Raw genomic sequence first — 15,355 nt, forward strand, 5'->3', positions numbered from 1 at the left:
CACTGACAATCGCCCGGCGCTTGCGGCGCCCGGCGACCAGACCGCCCGCCGCACCCGGCAAGACCCCTGGTGCAGCGCACTGCACCAGGGGTCCCGGAAGGCCGCCCGCCACCGGCCGGAGCGTCAGGCCCGTACCAGTTCCCGGTCCTCGTCCGGGTCGCTGTCCTTCGCGTCGCCGTCGCCGAGGGTCTTCAGCCCCTCGCCCTCGACGTCCACGTTCGGCACCGCCCGGTCCAGCCACTTCGGCAGCCACCAGGCCTTCTTGCCGAGCAGGCCGAGGACCGCCGGGACGATCGCCATCCGCACGACGAAGGCGTCGAAGAAGACGGCGACCGCCAGGCCGAAACCGATCATCTTGATCATGGACTCGCTGGAGGTGATGAAGCCTCCGAAGACCGCGATCATGATGGCCGCGGCGGCCGCCACGACCCGCGCGCTGTGCCGGAAGCCGGTCACCACGGCCTGGCCCGGCGTCTCGCCGTGGACGTACGCCTCGCGCATCCGGGTCACGAGGAACACCTCGTAGTCCATGGCGAGACCGAAGACCACGCCCACCATGAAGATCGGCATCATCGACATGATCGGGCCGGTCTGCTCGACGCCCAGCAGGCCGCCGAGCCAGCCCCACTGGAAGACCGCGACCACGGCACCGAGCGCGGCGAGCACGCTCAGCAGGAAGCCGAGTGCCGCCTTGAGCGGGACCAAGATGGAGCGGAAGACCGCGATCAGGAGCAGGAAGGCGAGGCCCACCACCAGGCCCAGATACGGGATCAGGGCGTCGTTGAGCTTCTGCGAGAAGTCGATGTTCATCGCGGTGGTACCGGTGACCAGCACCTTCGCACCCGTGTCGGCCTTGATGCCGGTGCCCTGGTCACGGATGGCGTGCACCAGGTCCTCGGTCTGCACCGAGGACGGCTTCGAACCGGGGATGACGGTGATCGTCGCGGTGTCGCCGGCCTTGTTGAACACCGCCGGAGTCACCGTGGCGACGTCCCCCAGGCCCTTGATCCCGTGGGTCACCTTGTCGGCCGCCGCCTTGGGGGAGTCGCTGTCCTTGGCGTCGACGACGATCATCAGGGGGCCGTTGAAGCCGGGGCCGAAGCCCTCCGAGAGGAGGTCGTAGGCGCGGCGCTGCGTCGTGGACGTCGGCTGCGAACCGTCGTCGGGCAGGCCCAGCTCCAGTTGGGTGGCCGGGACCGCGATCGTGCCGAGGCCGACCACACCGAGCAGCAGTACGGCGGCCGGACGGCGGATGACGAAGCTCGCCCAGCGTGCGCCCAGACCGGGCTTCCCGGGGGTGCCGGCCGCGCTCTTGCGGCGCTTCTCGCCCGTCGCCCTGACCTTCCTGCCCGCGTATCCGAGCAGTGCGGGGATCATGGTCAGTGCGATGAGGACGGCCACGACGACCGTGCCCGCCGCCGCGAGGCCCATCTTCGTCAGCATCGGCACGTTCACGACCGAGAGGCCCGCGAGTGCGATCACGACCGTGAGGCCCGCGAAGACCACCGCCGAACCGGCTGTCCCCGCGGCGCGTCCGACGGCCTCCTCGCGGCCGCGGCCCTCGGCCAGTTCGCTGCGGTAGCGGGAGACGATGAACAGCGCGTAGTCGATGCCGACCGCGAGACCGATCATCAGGGCGAGGGTGGACGTGGTGTCGCCCAGGTCGAGCGCCTTGGCCAGAACGGTGATGGTGGAGACGCCGATACCGACGCCGATGACGGCTGTCAGCAGCGGCAGTCCGGCCGCGACCAGTGAGCCCAGGGTGATGACGAGGACGACCGCGGCGATGGCGAGGCCCACGACCTCACCGGCCGCTCCGGGCTCGGCCCCGGCCTGCAGCGCGTCACCGCCGATCTCGACGGTCAGCCCGGCGTGGCGCGCATCCTGCGCGGCCTCCTTCAGGGCGTCCCGGGAGGCCTCCTTGAGCTCCATGCCGGAGACCTTGTACTTCACCGACGCATAGGCGACCGTGCCGTTCCTGCTGACGGCGTGTGCCTGGTAGGGGTCGGCGACGGAGACCACCTCGGAGCCGTCGGCCAGCTCCTTCACCGTCTTCTCGACGGTCGCCTTGTTGGCGGCGTCGGTCATCTTCTCGCCCGCGGGCGCCTTGAAGACGACGCGTCCGGTCGCGCCGTCGGCACTCATCCCGGGGAAGCGCTGTTCCAGTAGGTCGAAGGCCTTCTGCGCCTCGGTGCCGGGTATCGAGAAGGAGGTGGAGCCCGCGGCGGGCGCATGGGCGGCGCCGACTCCCGCGAGGGTCAGCAGCGCCACCCAGAACAGGGCGACGAAGTGCCGTCGCCTGAAGGCGAATCGGCCGAGTTTGTAGAGGAACGTGGCCACGGAGGCGTACTCCCGGTCAGGTCGTGGGTGTTTCAGGGCAGGGGTGATCGGCCCGGCGGGGAGGCAGGGGTGATCGGCCCGGCGGGGAGGCAGGGGTGATCGGCCCGACGACTTGAGCGGTGACGTCAGGTGGGCGAGGAAGTGCGGGGAGGTGTCAGGCGCAGAGGGCGGGGAGGACGACTGCGTCGATGTACGAAAGGAGGTAGTCCTGCGTCGGCGGCCGCTCGTCGATCATCGTGCGGGCGGCGAACCCGCCGATCATCATGTGGATCATGTAGTCGACCGCAGGGTTGTCCGCGCGGACCTCGCCCCGGTCGATCGCACGCTGCACGACACGGCGGAACTCCGCCATCTCCGGCTCGATCAGGTGCTCCTTGAACGCCTTCAGAAGATCCGGATTGCTGTGGATCGCCATGGCCAGACCCCGCATCAACGCGGAGTTCTGCTCCATCTCGCAGTCGTCCGACCGCATCGTGAGGGCGTGCAGATCGCCCCGGAGGGACCCGGTGTCGATCCCGCCGAGGGCCAGACCGCCCGGCTTGTTGTGCCGCACCGCCTTCGCGACCAGCTCGGCCTTGCCGCCCCACTGGCGGTAGAGCGTCGCCTTGCTGGACTTGGTGCGGGCGGCGACGGCGTCCATGGTGACGGCGTCGTAGCCCACCTCCCGGAGCAGGTCGAGCACGGCCTCGTACAACTCGGCCTCACGCTCGGGCGTGATCCGACTGCGACGCGCCGTTGCGACCTCAGTCATGCCACTCACCTTCCCGCTCGGGATGCGCCGACTCGGCGCCTGCTTCGTACGTTCATGAAGATACCCTGTGCACGTTCGAAACGAAACCGTTTCGTACGTGCGCTGGCTCACGTGTGTGAAGGATCCGTAAGTTCCCACGAGTTGCCCGGCCCCATCCGGCGGAAAAGCATGGGGAGGTGAGCTATCTGCGCCTGCCCCATCTCAGCGGTGACCTGTTGTGCTTCGTGGCCGAGGACGACCTCTGGCTCTCCCCCCTGGACGGCCCGGGCCGCGCCTGGCGCCTCACCGTCGACCGCACGAAGCTCGGCCACCCCCGATTCTCGCCGGACGGGAGCACCATCGCGTACACGAGCTGGCGCAGCCTGGTCCCCGAGATCCACACCGTCCCGGTGGACGGCGGTCCGGGCCGCCGGCTCACCTACTGGGGTTCCGCGGACACCCAGGTCTGCGGCTGGACACCCTCCCAAGGGGACAGCGGGGGCACCATCCTCGCCGTCGCCTCCCACGGCGAGCCCTTCTCGTACTTCACCTGGGCCTACAAGGTCTCCCCCGACGGCGACCCCGGCCGCAAGCTCCCCTGGGGCCCGGTCTCCGACATCCAGGTCGCCGACATCGAAGGCGAACGCAAGACCCTTCTCCTGACCGGCACCCCGCCCCACGAACCCGCCGCCTGGAAGCGCTACCGCGGCGGCGCCATGGGCCGCCTCTGGCTGCACGGCGAACGCCTCCTTGCCGACCTGGAGGGCCATCTGCACTCCCCGATGTTCGTCGGCGGCCGGATCGCCTTCCTCTCCGACCACGAAGGCATCGGCAACCTCTACTCCTGCGCCTACGACGGCTCCGACCTGCGCCGCCACACCGACCACGACGCCTTCTACGCCCGGCATGCGTCGAGCGACGGCACCCGGGTGGTGTACCAGTGCGCCGGTGACCTGTGGATCGTCGACGACCTGGCCGCCGACTCCGGGCCGCGCCGCCTGGACGTGCGGCTGAGCGGTCCGCGCGCGGGCCGGCGCACCTACCAGGTCCCGGCCGCCCAGCACGTCGACGGCATCTCGGTCGACGAGACGGGCCGCGCGAGCGCCGTCGTCGTGCGCGGCAGTCTGTACTGGCTCACCCACCGGGACGGCCCGGCGCGCACGATCACCGACACCCCGGGCGTACGGGTCCGCCTCCCGGAGATGCTCGGCTCGACCGGCCAGGTCGCCTATGTGACGGACGCGGAGGGCGAGGACGCGGTGGAGATCGCCTATCTGCCGCGCGCGACCGGCGACCGCGAGCCGCGCCGACTGGCCTCCGGCGCACTGGGGCGCGTACAGGAACTCGTCGCCGACCCGCAGGGCGAGCGCCTCGCCCTCGCCTCGCACGACGGCCGCCTGCTGCTGCTTGACGTGACCGAGGACTCTGGGGGCACCTCCCGGACGGAGTCTGGGGGAGGCGAGGTGACCGAGCTGATCCACTCGGTCAACGGCCCGGTGCGCGACCTCGCCTTCTCGCCGGACGGCGCCTGGCTGACCTGGTCCCACCCGGGGATCGGCCGCTCCCTGCGGCAGATCAAGATGGCGCGCATAAAGGACCATTTGATCGTCGACGTGACCAACGGCCGCTTCGAGGACGAGAACCCGGTGTTCACCAGGGACGGCCGCTATCTCGCCTTCCTGTCCTGGCGCGGCTTCGACCCGGTGTACGACGTCCACACCGGGGACCTGTCGTTCCCGCTCGGCTGCCGCCCGTACCTGGTCCCCCTGTCCTCCGCGACCCCCTCCCCCTTCGCGCTGACCCCGGAGGGCCGGCCGGCCGCCGGGGGCCTCGATCCCGTGGAGGACGAGGAGGAGGGCGGCGACGGCGCCACGGTCACCGTCGAGATCGAAGGGCTGGAGAACCGGGTCACCCCCTTCCCGGTCACCGCCTCCAAGTACTCGGCGCTGTACCCCGTGGCGGGCGGCGGCCTGGTCTGGCTGCGCTGGCCGATCTCGGGGGCGCTCGGCGAGACGTTCGCCAACCCGGACGACACCACCGGCCGCCCGACCCTCGAACACTTCAACATCAGCAAGGCGAAGAAGTCCGAACTCCTGGAGCACCTCGACTGGTTCGCGCTCAGCGGCGACGGCACCCGCCTGGTCGTGGTCGACGAGGGCGACCTGCGAGCCGTCCCCTCCTCCGAGTCCGGCGACGGCGACACGACGGTCTGGATCGACCTGCGCCGCATCCTGCACGAGGTCGACCCGGCCGCCGAGTGGCGCCAGTCGTACGAGGAGGCCGGCCGTCTCATCCGCGCGTACTTCTGGGATCCGGGGATGTGCGGCATCGACTGGGCGGCGGTGCTCGACCAGTACCGGCCGCTGGTCGAACGGGTCGCGTCCCCCGACGAGTTCGCGGACCTCCTGCGCGAGGTGCTCGGCGAACTGGGCACCTCGCACGCCTACGTCACCGCCGCCCGCCGCAACGAGGGCCCGCCCCACTACCAGCGCCTCCAGGGCCTGCTCGGCGCCAACCTCGTCCGCAGGCAGGAGGGTTGGGTGGTCAAGCGGATCCTCCCGGGCGAGTCCTCGGACTCCAAGGCCCGCTCACCGCTGGCGGGCACGGGCATCAGGGAGGGCGCCGTACTGACCCATGTCGACGGCCGCCCGGTGGACCCTCTGACCGGGCCGTACCCACTGCTGGCAGGCGCGGGCGGCACCACGGTCGAGCTGACCTTCACCGCGGCAGAGGGCGAGGCGGGCCGCTCCCGCCGCGTGGCCGTGGTCCCCCTGACCGACGAACGCCCCCTGCGCTACCAGGACTGGGTGGCCAAACGCCGCGCCGTGGTAAGGGAGTTGAGCGGCGGCCGCTGCGGCTATCTGCACATCCCCGACATGGGCGGCTCGGGCTGGGCCCAGTTCAACAGGGACCTGCGCATGGAGGTGTCGAGGCCCGCCCTGATCGTCGACGTACGCGGCAACGCGGGCGGCCACATCAGCGAACTGGTCGTCGAGAAACTGTCCCGCACGATCCTGGGCTGGGACCTCACCCGCGACGCCCAACCGGTCTCGTACGCCTCCAACGCGCCCCGCGGCCCGGTGGTGGCCCTGGCCGACGAGGCGACCTCATCCGACGGCGACATGATCACGGCCGCCATCAAGCTCCTCAGGCTCGGCCCCGTCATCGGCCAGCGCACCTGGGGCGGAGTGGTCGGCATGACCGGCCGCCACCGCCTCGGCGACGGCACGGTCATCACGGTCCCGATGAACGCGGCCTGGTTCGACGCCTACGGCTGGACCGTGGAGAACAAGGGCGTCACCCCGGACCTGGAAATCCTCCGCACCCCCCTGGACTGGGCGGAGGGCCGCCACGCCCAACTGGACGACGCGGTCCAGCTGGCGGTGCAGCTGCTGGAGACCAACCCTCCGGCCACCCCTCCGGACTACAGCAACGTCCCGGACCGCTCACGTCCGAAGCTCCCGCCCAGGACGAACTGAGAAAGGGTGCCCCTCGTCAGGGGCACCCTTCCAGTCAGTCAGGACGTCGACGTCAGACGTCGTAGTCCTGGTCGAAGCGGTCCTGCTCTTCCCGCTGCAACCGCTCCGTCTCCTCGTCCCGCATGCGCTCGCCCGGCTTGCCGCGCTGCGGCTGCTGGCCGCGCTGCTGGCCCTGCTCACGGCCCTGCTGGGCCTTCTGCTTCGCCTGCTCCTGCCACTGCTGCGACTGGTCCTGGAACTTGTCCTTCATACCCATGTGGGTTCACTCCCGTAGTGGGTGGGGGGAAGGCCCTTGACCGGGCCTCGACCAGATTCACACGGCCCACCACGGAGCGCATTTCGATCAACTACGGTGCGTAGCGCGGGCTTCCTCGTCGGCCGCCCCACCTGCACCGACGAGCCCCGAGCGCATGCCCTCCAACCGTGACCCGAACCGCCGCATCTCCCGCTGCCCCACCGTCCCGATGAGGCCCGGCAGATACCCCCGCACACCCTGCATCCCGCGCAGCCACCACTGCCCGTACACATGGCTCGACCGGCGCTCGATCCCGGCGACGATCCGGTCCACGGACGGCCCCAGCGGGTACGTCTTGCTGGACGGCCACGGCAGCCGCTGCCGCAGCTCACGCATCACCTCGTCCTGGTCGGCGCCCCGCACCATGTCGGTGTCGGTCCACGACAGATACCCGACCCCGACCCGTACGCCCTTGTACCCGACCTCGGCCCGCAGACTGTGCGCGTACGCCTCCACACCGGACTTGGAGGCGCAGTACGCGGTCATCATCGGCGCCGGAGTCATCGCGGCGAGCGAGGCGATCTGCAGCAGATAGCCGCGGCTCTCCATCAGAACCGGCAGGAAGGCGCGGGCAGTCACCGCGGACCCGATGAGATTCACCTCGATCACCCGCCGCCAGGCCTCGGGGTCCGAGTCCACGAAGGGACCGCCGGTGGCGACACCGGCGTTCGCCACGACGATGTCGACCTTCCCGAACCGCTCCTTGACCTCCCGTGCCACTCGCGCCATCGCCTCATGGTCCGTCACATCGGCGTACCAGTGGTCGCTGTCGCTGTGCAGCCGCTCGGAGACCTGCTTGAGGACGTCCGGCTCCAGCCCGACCAGCGCCACCTTGGCACCCCGGGCCGACAACTTCCGCGCGAGCAGCTCGCCGACACCGCGCGCGGCGCCCGTGACGACGGCGACCTGTCCTTCGAGGCTGACCTTGCTCATGCGCCCTCCTTGATCGTTGCGTACGTCGTCACAAGCTCCCGGATACGGCCGCTGACCAGCTCCGGCGCCTCCACCGGGGTCATGTGGCCGAGCCCCGGCAGCTCGGTGCTGCCCACGCAGTTCGGCAGCGCGGCCACCAGCGCCCGCGCCTGCACGGGCGGGGTGAGCCGGTCCGCCGTCCCGACGACGACAACCGTCGGCACCCTCAACTCCCGTACGCCATGGTCCAGATCGAGCAGAGCGAGCACCTGCGACCAGGCGTGGCGCACCTTGCGCGGACACGCGTGCACGATCCGCGCGCACGCCTCCACCATGTGCGGCGCCGAAGCCGGCCCCATCGTCCCGTACTTGAGGATCCGCCGCGCGAGGGGCGTGACCGGTCCGAGCGGCGCCCGCGCCCCGAGGACGTGCCTGGTGAGCCAGGTCCGCAGCCGCCCGGGCCCGAGTGGTACGACGGTCGACTCGGCGACCAGCCGCGAGGAGCCCGTGCTGCACAGCAGTACGGCCGCCGCATGCTCCCGGAAGCTCTTCCTCGTGGCCGCCGCCATCACCGTCATACCGCCCATGGAGTGCCCGGCGATCACGGCCTTCTCACCCGGCGCGAGGGTCGCCTCCAGTACGGCTTCGAGGTCGTCGGCGAGGGCGTCCGGACTGCACGCCGGGCTCGCCGGACTGCGTCCGTGGCCGCGCTGGTCGTAGGCGATGACGCGGTGGTCGGCGGCGAGGTCCCGTATCTGCGCGGCCCAGAAGGCGGTGGAGCAGGTCCAGCCGTGGGCGAGGACGACCGGGGGCGCGCTCTCGGGTCCGTGCACCTCCACATGCAACCGGGCGCCGTCGGCGGAGACGGCGACGAGTTCGCGGACGGGGGTGGGCGGGGCGTACGGCCCGGACCTGACGTGCATGAGCCGGCTCACGCGTCCACCTCCGCCTTCTGCTCGGCGGGCGCCCGGAGCAGTTCGTACTCGGCGAGATCCACCTGCCGCGTGGCCCGCCGGAACTCGGTCGTCGTACCCGGCCAGATGGTGGTGTTGCGGCCGCTCGGGTCGAGGTACCAGCTGGTGCAGCCGCCGGTGTTCCACACCGTCCGCTTCATGCGCTCCTGCACACGCGTGTTCCAGGCGTCGACGGCGCTCGGCCGGGCGTCGAGGGCGGCGCGGCCGCCGAGAACGTCCAACTGCCGCAAGAAGTCGGCCATGTAGTTGAGCTGCGACTCGATCATCAGGATCATCGACGAGTTCCCGAGGCCGGTGTTGGGCCCGATGATGGTCATCCAGTTGGGGAACCCGGCGGCGGAGGCACCCCGAAGGGACTCCATCCCGCCCTTCCAGGCCTCGGCCAGGGTCTTGCCCTCCGCGCCGACCACCCGCTCGGCGATCGGCATGTCGGTGACATGGAACCCCGTACCGAAGATGATCGCGTCGACCTCGGCCTCGCTCCCGTCGGCGGCGACGACGGTCGACCCGCGGATCTCGCTCAGCCCACTGGCCACGACGTCGACATTGGGCCGGGCCAGCGCCGGATAATAGGTGCTGCTCAGCAGGATCCGCTTGCAGCCGATGCGGTAGTCGGGGGTGAGCTTGGCGCGCAGGGCCGGGTCCTTGATGGCCCGCGCCATGTTCCGCTTGGCCAACTGCTCCACGAAACCGAGCTCGTCGGGGTGTTTGGTGAACGCCTGGACCTGCAGCTCCCTGATCCCCCACAGCAGTCCGCGGCGGGCCTGCGCGGTGAAGGGCAGCGCGCGGTGCAGGGCCCGCTCGGCGCCGCTGATGGCGCGGTCGACGCGCGGCATGACCCAGGGCGGGGTGCGCTGGAAGAGGGTGAGCCGGCCGACCTCGGGCTGGATGGCGGGCACGATCTGGATGGCGGAGGCGCCCGTCCCCACCATGGCGACGCGCTTGCCGCGCAGGTCGTAGTCGTGGTCCCAGCGGGCGGAGTGGAAGACCTTGCCGGGGAAGGAGTCGAGCCCCGGGACGTCGGGCACCTTCGGGTCGGACAGCGGGCCGGTCGCGGAGACGACGACATCCGCGGACAGCGACCCGCTGCTGGTCTCGATCTCCCATCGCAGCTTCTCGCCGTCCCAGGTCATCATCTTCACTTCGGAGTCGAAGCGGATGTGGGGCCGCAGGTGGAAGACGTCCGTGACGTGCTCCAGATAGGCACGTATGTGCTCCTGCCCGGAGAAGGTGCGCGGCCAGCCGGGATGGGGCGCGAAGGAGAAGGAGTAGAGGTGGGAGGGCACGTCGCAGGCACACCCCGGGTAACTGTTGTCGCGCCAGGTGCCACCCACGCTGCCGGCCCGTTCGAGGACGACGAAGTCGGTGACGCCCTCGCGCCGCAGCCGCACAGCGGCCCCGAGCCCGCCGAAGCCGGACCCGATCACCGCCACCCGCACATGCTCCCGCTCAGCCATGCCGACGCCCTTCCTCCCGCGACTGCGCCAGTGAACACTGGCGCAATGGGAGCGTAGAGCAGCTCCGTACCGATGGGTAGGGGTGGGAGGGCAGGACTGTGACATCAGCGGCTCCGCCGCGGGTGCCGGCGGTACAACATAGGCTGCGACCGTGACCGAGAAGCGCGAGTACCGCATGGAGGAACTGGCCCGCCTGGCCGGCATCACCGTACGCACCCTGCGCTTCTACCGAGAACGCAAACTGATACCGCCGCCCCGCCGCGAGGGCCGTATCGCCTGGTACGACGACCACCACCTGGCCCGGCTGCACACGATCGCGGCGTTGCTGGAACGCGGTCACACCCTCACCGGCATCGCGGAACTGGCGGAGGCCCTCGATCACGGCCGGGACGTCGCCGACCTCCTGGGCGTCGAGCCGACCGAGGAAGAACCGGTCCGTCTCACCCCCGAGGAGCTCGCCGCCCGCTTCGAGGGCCAGGTCACCCCCGAGAACCTCGCCGCCGCCCTCGACCTCGGCTACCTCGGCACCGACGGCGACGAGATCGTCCACATCAGCCGCCGCCTCCTGGACGTCTCCTCGGCCCTGGTCAGCGAGGGCATCCCGCTCACGGAAGTCCTGGCAGCGGGCAAACAGGTCCGGGAACACGTGGACGACCTGGCGGAGATGTTCGCCGAACTGGTCCTGCGCCACGCCGGCGAGGAGGACCTGCAGCGTCTGCGCCCTCTGGCCCGGAGCGTGGTGGAGGCGGAACTGTCGCTGGCACTGGACCGGCGGTTGCGCAAGCGGGGATAGCCCTCCCCCGGGGCCTCCCACCCACCTGCGACGCCGTCTATACACTTTGCGTATAGATGCCGTGTATAGTCGCGCCCATGACGCTCAGCACAGGCATCCGCCCGACCCTCGGGCCGGACCGGTGGTGGATATCCGCGCCACTGGCAGGAGTCGGCCTCGGCATTCTCACCAACCTCGCCCAGGGCGGGCTCCCCGGCGCCTCCAACCAGATCGCCAACTCCGGGGCGGTGTGGTGCGTCCCGGCGTTCGCCGCGGGCGCGCTGATGGCCGGCGGGCATCCGGCGCTCCGCAGGCCGGCGCTCACCGGCCTGTGCACGACGATCGGCCTGGTCGTCGGCTACTACGGCTACGCCGAATTCGGCCGCAACGGCATGGGCAGTCCGTTCTGGCCGCTGGTGTGGCTGGCGATGGCGCTCCTCAGCGGCCCGCTGTTCGGTGCCGCGGGGGCGTGGTGGCGGTGCGGACGCACCGCACCCCGTCGAGTCGTCGCACTGGCCGCACTGGCGGGCGTGTTCGGCATGGAGTCCATCCGGTACGCGTGGGTTCTCCACTACGCCCCGCAGGCCTGGACCTGTGCGGCACTCCTGGTCGGCATCCCGCTGCTGATGGCACGTCGGCACAGGGAACGGGCCCTGGCGCTGTTCACCGCACTGGCCTTCTCGGGGATCGCCTACGCCGTCATCGAGCTGCCCCTGCAGCACGTGTCGACGTGAATCCGCCGGGGCCTCACCTCTCGAAGGTCACCGTCACCGGAGCATGGTCCGACCACCGCTCCGCATGCGTGGCCGCCCGTTCCACGACCGCCTTGACGGTCCGGGCGGCCAGCCCGGGGGTCGCGACGGCGAGGTCGATCCTCCAGCCCGAATCGTTGTCGAATGCCCGCCCCCGGTACGACCACCAGGTGTACGGCCCCTCCGCCTCCGGATGCAGGGCGCGCACGACATCGACGTAGCCGCCGTCCTCGGGGTCGAAGACCCGGGTGAGCCACGCCCGCTCCTCCGGGAGGAACCCGGAGTTCTTCTGGTTCGCGCGCCAGTTCTTGAGATCGGCCGGCTGGTGGGCGATGTTCCAGTCGCCGCAGACGACGACTTCGCGTCCGCCGGCGGCGGCGCGCTCCCGCAGCGCCTTCAGATGGACGAGGAACTCGTCCATGAAGCGGAACTTCTCCTCCTGGCGCTCGGTGCCGACCTCGCCGGAGGGGAGGTAGAGGGAGGCGACCGTGACGCCCGGCAGGTCGACCTCGACATAGCGGCCGCTGGTCTCGAACTCCGCGGCGCCGAAGCCGACCTGGATGCGGTCGGGCTCGCGGCGGGTGTAGAGGGAGACACCGGCGCGGCCCTTGGCGGCGGCCGGCGCATGCACGACATGCCAGCCGTCGGGCGTGCGCACGTGCTCGGGCAGCTGCTGCGGCTCGGCGCGCACCTCCTGCAGGCAGAGCACATCGGCGGAGGTGCCGGCGAGCCATTCCACGAAGCCCTTCTTCGCGGCGGCGCGCAGTCCATTGACATTGACGGAGGTCACAGTGAGCACGCGGGAACGATACCGGCACACTGGATCGAGACCGGACCCCCTCTATGCATAGGCGTACGATTCCCCACATGATTATACGTCGCGTCTCCTTCGACCACCCGGATGCCGTCAAGCTGAACGACGAGGTCCAGGCGGAGTACCACGTGCGCTACGGCGACGGCGGGGATGCCACATCGCTGGACCCGGCGGACTTCGAGCCGCCGAACGGCGTGTACTTCATCGTGTACGACGAGAACGACACCCCCGTGGCCACGGGCGGCTGGCGCGCGCAGGACACCAACGACGAGGGCAACCTCGACGGGGACGCCGAGGTCAAGCGGATGCACGTGGTGGAGGCGGCGCGCGGCCGCGGACTCGCCCGGCGCATCCTGGCCGCCCTGGAGGAGGACGCCCGCACCGCCGGCCGCCTGCGGATGGTCCTGGAGACGGGCACGAAGCAGCCGGAGGCCATCGCCCTGTACGCGTCCAGCGGCTACGAGCCCTGCGAGAAGTTCGGCTACTACCGGTCGTACGACAGCAGCCGGTGCTTCGCGAAGGAGCTGTGACAGGCTTGCCTGACGGAACGTCAGGCACAGCGTCAGACACAACAAAGATCCCGCCCGATCTTCCGATCGGACGGGATCTCATCAACTGCCTCAGGTTTCCCTGACCAGTTGTTGCGGTGGACCTGAGGGGATTTGAACCCCTGGCCCCCTCGATGCGAACGAGGTGCGCTACCGGACTGCGCCACAGGCCCTTGCAACGAGTGAAACTCTAGCACCCCGATCCGGGTGCTTGGAAATCCGTTCCCGGCCTGCCGCCGGGGCAGCGGCACAGGTCGGGGGGCTACTCGTTGGCCGCGCGGGGCCGCTCGCCGTCCTCGTACTGGTCGAACAGCGGTGTGCGCCCCCGCTCCCGGGCCCGCCGCGCGGAAGCCGCCCGGCGGGCGTCACTGCGCCCGTCGTCGTCCGCCTTGTCCTCCGCGGGGGCCGGTTCCGCGATCTCGGCGGCCTGCGTCTCCTGGCCCCGGGCCACGGAGCCCGACCGTGCCGAGCTCCAGGTGTCCGGCGCCCCGAGGTCGACGTCCGCGGTGGCCCGCGGAGCGACCGGCGCGGTCACATACGTCGGCAACGGCACCGGCACCGGGTCCCAGCTGTCCCCGTGCCCGGGCCGCCGCTGCCGCTCGCGCTGCTGGTCCACCCACTCGGCGTGGTCGGTCTGCTCGACGAGGGCACGTCGGTCGGCGGCGAGCGCGGACAGTCCGGAGTCGGCGTCCTGCGCCGGTCCCTCGTCCGATTCGTCGGCGTCCGCTTCGGTGGCGGCCGTGCGGCGGCGCGGCTGGCGGGCGCGCTCACGGAGCCGCTCGGCGGCGTCCTCGGCCCGGCGCCGGTCCATCTGGTAGGCGAACCGGCGTCGCTCCTGGGAGCGCAGATATGCGATGTACGCACTGAGCAGTACGGCGGGCACGCCGGGCGCCCAGAGGAACGCGAGCCCTCCGACCGCGGCGACGATCGCGCCGAGCGTGAACGCGATGAAGAGCATCACGGTGGTGCGCCGGCGTCGCGCGAGCGCCTTCATTCGCCGGGCGCGCGCCAGGGCGGCTTCCTCCGAGGGGGAACGCCGGGCCGCGGGCACCCGTTTCCGCGCGGGGGCGGGGGCCGACGCGGGTGCCGGGGCTTCCGCCTGTTCTCGCGCCGGTTGCGCGCGCGCCGGCGCCTGCGCCTGTGCCGGTACGTCCGCGCGCGCCTGGGGACGGGTCGGAGGCATGGCGAAGGCCCGGACGTCCACCGAGTCGGTGACGACGTCCGGACGACCGGCGCTGGGCTCCCCCTCTTCGGTGGAGCGCGCCTGCAGGTCCTTGGCGTACCGGCGCTCCATTCCCGCCCGTCCGGACAGCAGCCGGATGGCGGTGCTGAAGCGTTCCGTCGGACGGGCCTCGTTCAGCTCGTCCTGCCTACGGAGCCACATCGGCACCAAGTAGGCGGCCCAGGCCCCGACAATGACTGCGTAGATGAGGCCGCTGCTGCTCACGCCTCACACGGTAGAGGGGTTTGCGTGAGGCCATCTGCCAATTGAGCCGGTGTGTCGCACGATCTGGCTGATATTTCGAACTTTTTTTGTGACCGATGCGATCAGCACCCCACCGAGGGCGTGAATTTAGCGCCTTGAGGCGATCGCCACTCGATCAATTTCGAACACGTATTCAATTTCCGGACTTCTCGGGCTTCCCGTCCTTCCGGCCTCCCGGGTTATGCGGGATTCCCCCGAGTACGTGCCCGCTGCCAGCGGCTCAGCAACCCGTCGGGGACCTCTTCCGCGGTGAGAGCGAAGACCAGGTGGTCGCGCCAGGCTCCGTCGATGTGGAGATAACGCGGTCTGAGGCCCTCCTCACGGAATCCGAGTTTCTCCACGACGCGGCGGCTCGGCCCGTTCTCCGGGCGAATGCAGACCTCGATGCGGTGCAGTCCGACGGTACGGAAACAGTGGTCCACGACAAGCGCCACGGCGGTCGGCATCACTCCGCGTCCGGCCACCGACTCGTCCACCCAGTAGCCGATGTGGCCCGAGCACATGGAGCCCCAGGTGATTCCGGCGACCGTCAACTGCCCGACCAGACGCCCCTGGTACTCGATGACGAACGGCAGCATCCGGCCGGAGTTCGCTTCCGACCGCAGATGCCGGACCATCTGGCGGTAGGTCGGCCGGTGCGCGATCGGCCCGCTCGGAGTGGGCGGCGGAATGGTCGCCTCCCAGGGGCGCAGCCAGTCCCGGTTGCGCCGGTTGACCTCGCGCCAGACCCGCTGGTCGCGCAGCTTTATCGGCCTCAGGACGATGTCGCCGTCCGTCAGCACGACGGGCCAGGATG

The 15,355-nt window shown here is 70.6% G+C and carries 13 protein-coding genes and 1 tRNA gene; 4 read left to right on the forward strand and 10 right to left on the reverse strand.

Going from position 1 to position 15,355, the window contains the following annotated elements; genetic code table 11:
- Positions 1 to 123: 123 nt before the first annotated feature.
- Positions 124 to 2,340, reverse strand: a complete 2,217-nt coding sequence (locus tag AB0N07_RS26475) for an MMPL family transporter (RefSeq protein WP_365839134.1) — start codon at positions 2,338 to 2,340, stop codon at positions 124 to 126.
- Positions 2,341 to 2,494: 154 nt separating this feature from the next.
- On the reverse strand, positions 2,495 to 3,091 hold the full coding sequence (locus tag AB0N07_RS26480; RefSeq protein WP_365839136.1) for a TetR/AcrR family transcriptional regulator: 597 nt from the start codon (positions 3,089 to 3,091) through the stop codon (positions 2,495 to 2,497).
- Positions 3,092 to 3,267: 176 nt separating this feature from the next.
- Here AB0N07_RS26480 and AB0N07_RS26485 point away from each other — a divergent pair, with 176 nt between their 5' ends.
- On the forward strand, positions 3,268 to 6,549 hold the full coding sequence (locus AB0N07_RS26485; RefSeq protein WP_365839139.1) for a S41 family peptidase: 3,282 nt from the start codon (positions 3,268 to 3,270) through the stop codon (positions 6,547 to 6,549).
- Positions 6,550 to 6,601: 52 nt separating this feature from the next.
- Here the strand turns inward: AB0N07_RS26485 and AB0N07_RS26490 are convergent, their stop codons facing one another.
- From AB0N07_RS26490 to AB0N07_RS26505, 4 genes are all read right to left on the reverse strand, one after another.
- The gene (locus AB0N07_RS26490; RefSeq protein WP_365839141.1) at positions 6,602 to 6,805 is read right to left on the reverse strand and encodes a hypothetical protein; all 204 of its coding nucleotides are present in this window, start codon (positions 6,803 to 6,805) and stop codon (positions 6,602 to 6,604) included.
- A gap of 87 nt (positions 6,806 to 6,892) precedes the next feature.
- The gene (locus tag AB0N07_RS26495) at positions 6,893 to 7,777 is read right to left on the reverse strand and encodes an SDR family oxidoreductase (RefSeq protein ID WP_365839143.1); all 885 of its coding nucleotides are present in this window, start codon (positions 7,775 to 7,777) and stop codon (positions 6,893 to 6,895) included.
- A complete protein-coding gene (locus tag AB0N07_RS26500; RefSeq protein ID WP_365839145.1) occupies positions 7,774 to 8,691 on the reverse strand; it encodes an alpha/beta hydrolase in 918 nt (305 codons plus the stop codon). Before AB0N07_RS26500 ends, AB0N07_RS26495 begins: the two co-directional genes overlap by 4 nt.
- Positions 8,688 to 10,187 (reverse strand): NAD(P)/FAD-dependent oxidoreductase, encoded by a 1,500-nt coding sequence (locus AB0N07_RS26505; RefSeq protein WP_365839147.1) that lies wholly within the window; start codon positions 10,185 to 10,187, stop codon positions 8,688 to 8,690. The genes AB0N07_RS26500 and AB0N07_RS26505 overlap by 4 nt, the downstream gene beginning before the upstream one ends.
- Before the next feature lie 151 nt (positions 10,188 to 10,338).
- Here AB0N07_RS26505 and AB0N07_RS26510 point away from each other — a divergent pair, with 151 nt between their 5' ends.
- Both AB0N07_RS26510 and AB0N07_RS26515 read left to right on the forward strand, forming a co-directional pair.
- The gene (locus AB0N07_RS26510; protein ID WP_365839149.1) at positions 10,339 to 10,980 is read left to right on the forward strand and encodes a MerR family transcriptional regulator; all 642 of its coding nucleotides are present in this window, start codon (positions 10,339 to 10,341) and stop codon (positions 10,978 to 10,980) included.
- Positions 10,981 to 11,057: 77 nt separating this feature from the next.
- Positions 11,058 to 11,693, forward strand: a complete 636-nt coding sequence (locus tag AB0N07_RS26515; protein WP_365839151.1) for a DUF6518 family protein — start codon at positions 11,058 to 11,060, stop codon at positions 11,691 to 11,693.
- A 13-nt stretch (positions 11,694 to 11,706) separates the two neighbouring features.
- Here the strand turns inward: AB0N07_RS26515 and AB0N07_RS26520 are convergent, their stop codons facing one another.
- Complete coding sequence (locus AB0N07_RS26520) at positions 11,707 to 12,531, reverse strand: exodeoxyribonuclease III (RefSeq protein WP_365839153.1); 825 nt, start codon at positions 12,529 to 12,531, stop codon at positions 11,707 to 11,709.
- Positions 12,532 to 12,578: 47 nt separating this feature from the next.
- Between AB0N07_RS26520 and AB0N07_RS26525 the strand changes: the two genes are divergently transcribed.
- Positions 12,579 to 13,055, forward strand: coding sequence for a GNAT family N-acetyltransferase (locus AB0N07_RS26525; RefSeq protein WP_365839155.1), 477 nt, complete (start codon positions 12,579 to 12,581; stop codon positions 13,053 to 13,055).
- Positions 13,056 to 13,172: 117 nt separating this feature from the next.
- Here AB0N07_RS26525 and AB0N07_RS26530 read toward each other — a convergent pair.
- The 3 genes from AB0N07_RS26530 to AB0N07_RS26540 all read right to left on the reverse strand — a co-directional run bounded on the left by AB0N07_RS26530 (position 13,173) and on the right by AB0N07_RS26540 (position 15,341).
- A tRNA-Ala gene (locus AB0N07_RS26530) sits at positions 13,173 to 13,246 on the reverse strand.
- A gap of 89 nt (positions 13,247 to 13,335) precedes the next feature.
- Positions 13,336 to 14,520, reverse strand: coding sequence for a gephyrin-like molybdotransferase receptor GlpR (gene glpR, locus AB0N07_RS26535; RefSeq protein ID WP_365839157.1), 1,185 nt, complete (start codon positions 14,518 to 14,520; stop codon positions 13,336 to 13,338).
- Between the two features lie 218 nt (positions 14,521 to 14,738).
- The gene (locus AB0N07_RS26540; RefSeq protein ID WP_365839159.1) at positions 14,739 to 15,341 is read right to left on the reverse strand and encodes a GNAT family protein; all 603 of its coding nucleotides are present in this window, start codon (positions 15,339 to 15,341) and stop codon (positions 14,739 to 14,741) included.
- Positions 15,342 to 15,355: the final 14 nt, after the last annotated feature.

Source organism: Streptomyces sp. NPDC051172 (assembly GCF_040682555.1).
Classification (GTDB): domain Bacteria; phylum Actinomycetota; class Actinomycetes; order Streptomycetales; family Streptomycetaceae; genus Streptomyces.